This is a genomic window from Micromonospora endophytica, from assembly GCF_003236305.1.
GTDB lineage: Bacteria > Actinomycetota > Actinomycetes > Mycobacteriales > Micromonosporaceae > Micromonospora > Micromonospora endophytica.
In genome coordinates, this window is the sequence record NZ_POTX01000057.1 from 21,871 (window position 1) to 28,585 (window position 6,715).

Genomic DNA, 6,715 nt, shown 5'->3' on the forward strand with positions numbered 1-6,715 from the left:
ATGATTTCTGCGGGTGAACCGTTAGGATTCCCGCATGATCGAGTTGGACCTGCGGCGGTTGCGTTTTCTGCGCGAGTTCGCCGAACGCGGCACCCTGGCCGCGGTCGCCACGGCGCTGGGCTACAGCCCCTCCACGGTTTCCCAGCAACTTGCCCTGCTGGAGAAGGATGTCGGTGCCCGGCTGTTCGACAAAGCCGGGCGCGGACTGCGGCTCACCGACGCCGGACGGCTGCTCGCCCAGCACGCGGGGGTGCTGCTCTCCGCGGCGGAAGCGGCAACAGCCGACCTCGCCGCGCTCGGTGGTGACATCCGAGGCACCGTACGCGCCGGTGGCCTGCAATCGGCGGCCCGCCGCCTGCTCATCCCGGCGGTGGCGCGGATGAAGAGCGACCACCCGCGGGTCCGGGTGGAGATCTTCGAGTGGGAACTCGAACAGTCCCTGCCGGGTCTGCGCCTCGGCACGGTCGACCTCGTCATCGGCGACGAGTACGACGGCCACCCCCGCCCCCGCCCGGCCGGTGTGCGCTTCACCCGCCTGCTCGAAGAGCCGCTGAAGCTCGCACTGCCCGCCGCACATCCACTCGTCCGGGCCGGCGGGCCGGTCGCGGTCACCGACCTGCGGTCCGAGGTCTGGACCGCCTCGGCGGAAGGTACCGGGCACCATGCCATGGTCGTGGGCACCTGCCGTGCCCTTGGGGGCTACGAACCCGACCTGCGGCACCGCTCCAACGACGCCGACGTCCAACTCGAACTCGTCCGCGTCGCTGCTGCCGTCGCCCTGTTGCCGGCCCTGGCCCTGCCCGCCGACGACCCCGCGATCGCGATCCGGGATGTCGCCGAGACCACCCTCAACCGTCGCCTGGTCGCCGCCACCCGCGACACTCCACCCGCTCCCGCCCTCACCACCCTGTTGAGTGCCGTGCAATACCAGGTAGCCGCGCTCTGACCAGAGCAGACGCGCGGTCCGGCCCCCAGCGCTCGACTTCTGCCGTGAGCCGTCCGTGCTATCAGCTCGATAGCGCCGGACTCCACATGTGCGCCTGCACAGGGCAACGCGGGGCGGGAAGCTCAGGCGGAGCCGCCGCGACTGCGGCGATCACCTTTCCCGGACGAGTCGAGGGCGGTGGTCAGCTGGGGTGCCGGCCGTGGGCGGCGCGGGCCTGGGCGACCTCGGCGGCCTGTCGCTCGCGCCACCGCTGCTGGGCCTGCCGGTTGCAGACCCGGCACACCCGGCGCAGCCGGCCGGTCGCCGGGTCGATCTCTCGGTCGTGGCCGTTGCGGCACCGCGGCGGCTGGGTGCGGTCGCGGCAGTTGTCGGCGCGGTTGCGCTGGCGCAGGTGGGCCGGTTCGATGCAGTCCGGGGTACCGCAGTCGTGGTGGACCTCCAGCGTGGGGTCGTAGTCGCCGACGAAGACCACGTACGCCGCGATGTGCGCCCACGCCCGGCCGGCGAGTTTCTGGTAGGCGCCGCGCCGGTCGCCGTAGCCGCGCACGAGTAGGCATCCGTTGTCTGCCCGGGTCGCGCGGCTGAGCAGGTAGGCCCGCAGTGTCTCCACGGTGAAGTGTCGCGACAAGCCATTGATCTGTGACAGCACCGGGTCGAAGCTCAATCGGGTGTGGGTACGCAGTAGACGTCGCCGGAGTTGGCCTCGTGCGGCAGTGCGAGCAGGTGGGTGGCCATCTCCTCGGCGCTGACCCAGCGGCCGAGGGTCAGCGACTTGTCGTCGCCCAACGCCACGTCGAAGCCACCGAAGCCGAGGGTGGTGAGTCGGTCCAGGCAGCGCAGCGCCACCGTCCGGCCGATCGTGGTGAACTCGAACGACAGCGCGGGTAGCGGGCGGCTCAGGCCGGCCAGGACGGCGTCCTCGAAACCCTCCACATCGATCTTGATGAAGGCCGGGGTGCCGTGCTCGCCGATGAGCGCGTCGATGGTGGTGACCGGCACCTCGATCTGACCGTCCCACACCTGGCCCTCCCAGCCACCGGCGTCGGCCGCCGCGGCCACGAAGTCGGTGGAGGCGGTGGAGACCGTCGGGTTGGCGGAGTTGACCAGGAAACTCACCTGTCCCGGTTGCGCTCCACAGGCCGACTCGATCACGCGCACCTGATCGTCGCCGGCGTAGATGGCGCGCAGCGCCCGCAGGCACAGCGGTTGCGGCTCCACGGCGACGACTCGGGCGCCGAGGCGGCGGAAGCAGCCGATGTGGTCGCCGACGTGCGAGCCGATGTCGAACACCAGGTCGCCGGGGCGTACGAAACGGGAGTAGAAGGCGTCCATCGCCGCGTCCCGGTCCGGGTCGCCGTAGTAGACCTCCAGCGAGCGGCGCAGCGAGGCGGTGACCGGGTCGGCCTTGAGCGCCTCGACGGCGGCGGAGTGTGTACCCATCGCAGCACCTTAACCCGCGCGACTGTGCCGGATCGGTGCCGTCCGGGTCAGCAAGTCCCGAATGTGACCCACGGTGACGTCCAGAGCCGAGGACCTGACCGGGACGCGGGCCGGACCTGCGGATGGTCGGTGACCGCAACGATCCCGACTCAGAAGATCTTGTTAATCTCGGTGCATGGAGTCGCCGTCGCCGGGCCGCCCGCAGGACCTGCTGTTTCTACTCAGCTGGGCCAGTCAGGCGTTCTGGGCCGAGCAGGCCGCCGGCCTGGCCGAGCTGGGCATCTCGCCCCGGGCGTACGCGGTGCTGCTGCGCGCCCACGACGGTAATCTCACCCAGCGGCAGATCGGCGACATGTGCGGGGTGGACAAGACCACGATGGTGGTCACCCTGGACCAGTTGGAGGCCGCCGGTCTGGCTCGTCGGATACCCGCCCCGGGTGACCGGCGCGCCCGGTTGATCGAGGTGACGCCGGATGGGGAGCGGGTGCTCGCCCAGGCCCGGCAGGTCTCCGCCCGCATCGAGGCGGACGTGCTCGCCACCCTGTCCGAGGAGGAGCGCGAGGTGTTCGTCCGGGCCACCCGCCGCCTGGTCGACGAGCGTTTCTCCGGCCGGTGCGGCCCGGCCTGTTAACGGTCAATCCTCCCTGTCACGCGCGGGTCTCGGCACCGTGCAGCGCTACCCATTGTGATGTCGGTTGCCACCACGCGCACCGAAATTCATCCTGCGACAGATAGTTCCGTACGGGACTATCTGGTACGGTCGCTGTGCTGGAGTTCCCGATCGAGGAGTGGCCATGAGCAGCACCACCGTGTCCGTCATCAGCACGAGCGCGTTACTGCGTCGTCGAGCCCTCGGCGTCCTGGTGGCCGTCGTGGCCTGCGTCGCGATCTGGTGGGTCGGGGCACTCGGCGGCGTCGACTACGCGGTCCGCAACCCGGGGCAGCCCGAGGTGGTGGTCAACCTCATCCCCGTGGTCGTCGCCTCGCTCGGCGCGGCCCTGTTGGGCTGGGCGAGTCTGGCCGTCCTGGAGCGGTTCGCCGGGCGGCGGGCCACCACCATCTGGTTCAGCCTGGTGGTGGCGGTCACGCTGCTGTCGTTCGCGCCGCTGCTGCAGGTCGACGCCAGCGGGGGCGCCAAGATCGCTCTGGGCCTCATGCATCTGGCGGTGCCGGCCGCCCTGGTCGTCCTGCTGCCCAAGCGCGACCACTGACGCGGCGTCCGACTTGACGACGGGCGGCGGTCGCGCTAAACAAAGAAGTGAAGTTGAGCCGACCGGGCTCAACCCCACGAACCTTCGGCCAAGGAACCGAGGAGGCACGACATGTTGATGCGCACCGACCCGTTCCGGGAGATCGACCGGCTCGCCGAGCAGTTCCTCGGCACCACCAGCCGCCCGGCCGTCATGCACATGGACGCCTACCGCGACGGCGACTACTTCTACGCCGCCTTCGACCTGCCCGGCGTCGACCCCGACAGCATCGACTGCACGGTGCAGCGCAACGTGCTCACCGTCCGCGCCGAGCGCCGTCGGCCGGCCGGCGACACTGTGGAACTCGTCGCCGCCGAGCGACCGATGGGGGTGTTCAGCCGGCAACTCTTCCTCGGCGACACCCTCGACACCGACAAGCTCGAAGCCGGCTACGACAACGGCGTGCTGACGCTGCGCATCCCGGTGGCCGAGCGGGCCAAACCCCGCCGGGTCACCGTCACCGCGACCGGCAACGGCCGCAAGCAGATCAACGCCTGACAGCCCCAACCCGCCGCTGCGGATGACGAGGACGCCGTCGACCCGACTGGTTGGTCGGGTCGACGGCGCCCGAATCGATCAACGCGGTGTCAGGGAGAAGCTGAGTTGGGCCCGCTGGGCCGAGGCAGAGAAGATCTTGGACAGCGGCGAGAAGCTGACGGTCGCGGAGCAGGGATCGCCAAGGCCGTGGGTGCGGATGCCGTACGCCCTGTGGTCCGACTCGCTGAACAGCGGGCCACCACTGTCGCCCCGGCACGAGTAGATGTTCGTCACCAGGCCGCCATCCATCGCGGTCGACTGTGGACGACAAGTGGACCGCCCAGGTGCGGGCCCAGCGCAATGATGATCAACGGCGGCGATCCCGGCCGCCGCACCCGATTCCCCGGCCGGCAAGGCCGGGCACGGGGCGAGATCTTCGGCGCGCCTGATCGGCTGGTGGCGGCTGGACTGAGAGTCTTTCTCGCATGCGTTCGTCCGAGATTCCGGTGCTGTACCGGCCGTCAGCTCACCCGGCACTGGCGGATGGGCCGATCGCGGTCACTGAGGCGTGGCTGGGTAATCGTCGGCTCAGCGAGCACACCCGTGACGCGTACCGCCGCGACGTCGCCAGCTGGCTCGCCTGGTGCGCCGAGCGTGACCTCGACCCGCTGCAGGCCAACTTCCTGCACGTCAACGAGTACGGCCGGGCCCTGGAGAACAGCCGGTCCGCGCGTACCGGACGCCCGCTGACCCCGGCCACCGTGGCCCGCAAGCTGTCCGCCCTGTCCAGCTGGTACGACTTCCTGGTCAAGCTGCGGGCGCTGCCGGCCAACCCGGTCTCCGGCGCCGACCGGCCCCGCGTCGACCGGGACCACTCGGCCACCGTGGGACTGACCCCCGCCGAAGTCGACGCGCTGCTCGCCGCCGCCGAGGACGACACCGGCCCGACCGCCGCCCGCAACCGCGCCGCGCTGGCCCTGCTGGCCGACCTCGGGCTACGCGTCGGTGAACTGGTCTCCCTGGACGTCACCGACCTGGGCGCGGAGCGGGGACACCGCAGCGTGCGGTTCGTCGGCAAGGGCGGCAAACCCCGCCGGCGGGCCCTGACCCCCTCCACCGCGTACGCCGTGGACGCCTACCTCGCCGAACGGGCCGCCCGCCAGGGCATACCCGTCGCCCAGCTCACCGGAGCGCTGCTGATCACCGCCAGCGGCGCCCGCCTGGACCGGCACTCGGTGTTCCGGCTGGTCCGCCGGCTCGCCCAGGCCGCCGGGATACCCGCGTGGGCCCGGCTGTCGCCGCACTCGCTACGGCACGCCTTCGCCACCAGCGCCCGCGCCGAGGGCGTACCGCTGGAAGACGTACAGGACGCGATGGGTCACGCCGACCCCCGCACCACCCGCCGCTACGACCGGGACCGGCACAACCTGGACCGCGACCCCGCGTACGCCATCTGGGCCGCCCGCGCCCGCCGCCGAGGCTGAGCCGACACCGCGCGCGCCACGCCCCGCTTTCCCGCCCGCCACCGCGGCCGATTCTCTACCGTCGGATGATGTGGGCACGGAGCAGGCGTGGAGCAGGCCGGCCCGGCGACGTCGTCCGGTGCGGGCCGGGATCGTGTTCGCCGGCATCGGGGTGGGCCTGTGCTGCGTCGGGGTCGCCGGCCTCGGCGCCTGGAACGTGCAGGTGGTCACCCAGGCCGCCGGCCCGGTGCGCCAGACCGCCGAAGGTTTCCTGCGGGAAGTCACCGTGGGCAACACCGACGGCGCCTACCAGCGGCTCTGCGCCGACGCGCGGACCCGGTGGAGCGAACTCGGCTTCACCAGTTGGGTACGCACCCCACCGGTGGTGCGCGACTACGAGATCCTGGACGTGTCGGTGGCCACCCGCGGCGGCAAACCGCACGGCACCGTCACCGTACAGCTGACCCGCGAGGGCGGCGCCACCGAGCAACGTGACCTGTCGGTGGTGCGAGACGACGACGGCTGGCGGGTCTGCGGCGACCCGTACTGATCACACCCCGACGGGCTCGGTGGATTCCACCAGCCGACCGTCGCGCAACACCAGCACCCGGTCGGCCAACTCCACGAGCGTCGGATCGTGCGTGGCCACCAGCGCCGTCATGCCCCGCGCGTGCACCAACGCCCGCAGCAGGTCCATCACCGCCCGCCCGGTCTCCGAGTCCAGCTGACCGGTGGGCTCGTCGGCGATGAGCAGCGCCGGATCGTTGGCCAACGCCCGCGCGATCGCCACCCGCTGCTGCTGGCCGCCGGACATCTCGTACGGCCGCTGCGCGGCGTGCCCACCCAGCCCGACCAGCTCCAGCAGCACCGCCACCCGCTCCTCCCGCTGCCCGGCCGGCACCTTCGCCAACCGCATCGGCAACCCGACGTTCTCCGCCGCCGACAGGATCGGGATCAGCCCGAACGACTGGAACACGAACCCGATGGTGTCCCGCCGCAGCCGCCGCAGCTCGGCCTCACCGGCGGCGGTCACCTCCTGGCCGGCCACCCACACCCGGCCCGCGTCCGGCCGGTCCAACCCACCGATGAGGTTCAGCAGGGTGGTCTTGCCCGCACCCGAACGTCCCCGCACCGCGACC

General features: G+C 71.5%; 10 protein-coding genes. 6 read left to right on the top strand and 4 right to left on the bottom strand.

Annotation, left to right across the window (positions count from 1 at the left end; all coding sequences use genetic code 11):
• The first annotated feature begins 34 nt into the window (after positions 1–34).
• Positions 35–946, top strand: coding sequence for a LysR family transcriptional regulator (locus C1I93_RS11340; RefSeq protein WP_111243211.1), 912 nt, complete (start codon positions 35–37; stop codon positions 944–946).
• Positions 947–1,127: 181 nt separating this feature from the next.
• Here C1I93_RS11340 and C1I93_RS11345 read toward each other — a convergent pair whose 3' ends face one another.
• Both C1I93_RS11345 and C1I93_RS11350 read right to left on the bottom strand, forming a co-directional pair.
• Positions 1,128–1,610 (bottom strand): HNH endonuclease, encoded by a 483-nt coding sequence (locus C1I93_RS11345; RefSeq protein WP_223256231.1) that lies wholly within the window; start codon positions 1,608–1,610, stop codon positions 1,128–1,130.
• The gene (locus tag C1I93_RS11350) at positions 1,607–2,386 is read right to left on the bottom strand and encodes an FkbM family methyltransferase (protein WP_111243212.1); all 780 of its coding nucleotides are present in this window, start codon (positions 2,384–2,386) and stop codon (positions 1,607–1,609) included. The genes C1I93_RS11345 and C1I93_RS11350 overlap by 4 nt, the downstream gene beginning before the upstream one ends.
• A gap of 175 nt (positions 2,387–2,561) precedes the next feature.
• On the opposite strand from C1I93_RS11350, the gene C1I93_RS11355 reads away from it, so the two are divergent.
• From C1I93_RS11355 to C1I93_RS11365, 3 genes are all read left to right on the top strand, one after another.
• A complete protein-coding gene (locus tag C1I93_RS11355) occupies positions 2,562–3,017 on the top strand; it encodes a MarR family winged helix-turn-helix transcriptional regulator (protein WP_111243213.1) in 456 nt (151 codons plus the stop codon).
• 163 nt (positions 3,018–3,180) lie between these two features.
• The gene (locus C1I93_RS11360) at positions 3,181–3,597 is read left to right on the top strand and encodes a DUF6069 family protein (RefSeq protein WP_111243214.1); all 417 of its coding nucleotides are present in this window, start codon (positions 3,181–3,183) and stop codon (positions 3,595–3,597) included.
• A gap of 111 nt (positions 3,598–3,708) precedes the next feature.
• Entirely contained in the window at positions 3,709–4,134 is a 426-nt protein-coding gene (locus C1I93_RS11365; protein ID WP_111243215.1) for an Hsp20/alpha crystallin family protein, read from the top strand.
• A 78-nt stretch (positions 4,135–4,212) separates the two neighbouring features.
• On the opposite strand, the gene C1I93_RS11370 is transcribed toward C1I93_RS11365, so the two are convergent.
• Positions 4,213–4,422, bottom strand: a complete 210-nt coding sequence (locus tag C1I93_RS11370) for a trypsin-like serine protease (RefSeq protein WP_111243216.1) — start codon at positions 4,420–4,422, stop codon at positions 4,213–4,215.
• Between the two features lie 176 nt (positions 4,423–4,598).
• Between C1I93_RS11370 and C1I93_RS11375 the strand changes: the two genes are divergently transcribed.
• Positions 4,599–5,597, top strand: a complete 999-nt coding sequence (locus C1I93_RS11375; RefSeq protein WP_111243217.1) for a tyrosine-type recombinase/integrase — start codon at positions 4,599–4,601, stop codon at positions 5,595–5,597.
• A 70-nt stretch (positions 5,598–5,667) separates the two neighbouring features.
• Positions 5,668–6,126, top strand: a complete 459-nt coding sequence (locus C1I93_RS11380; protein WP_111243218.1) for an Rv0361 family membrane protein — start codon at positions 5,668–5,670, stop codon at positions 6,124–6,126.
• Here C1I93_RS11380 and C1I93_RS11385 read toward each other — a convergent pair.
• The coding region (locus C1I93_RS11385) for an ABC transporter ATP-binding protein (protein ID WP_111243227.1) at positions 6,127–6,715 on the bottom strand (589 nt) is incomplete at its 5' end.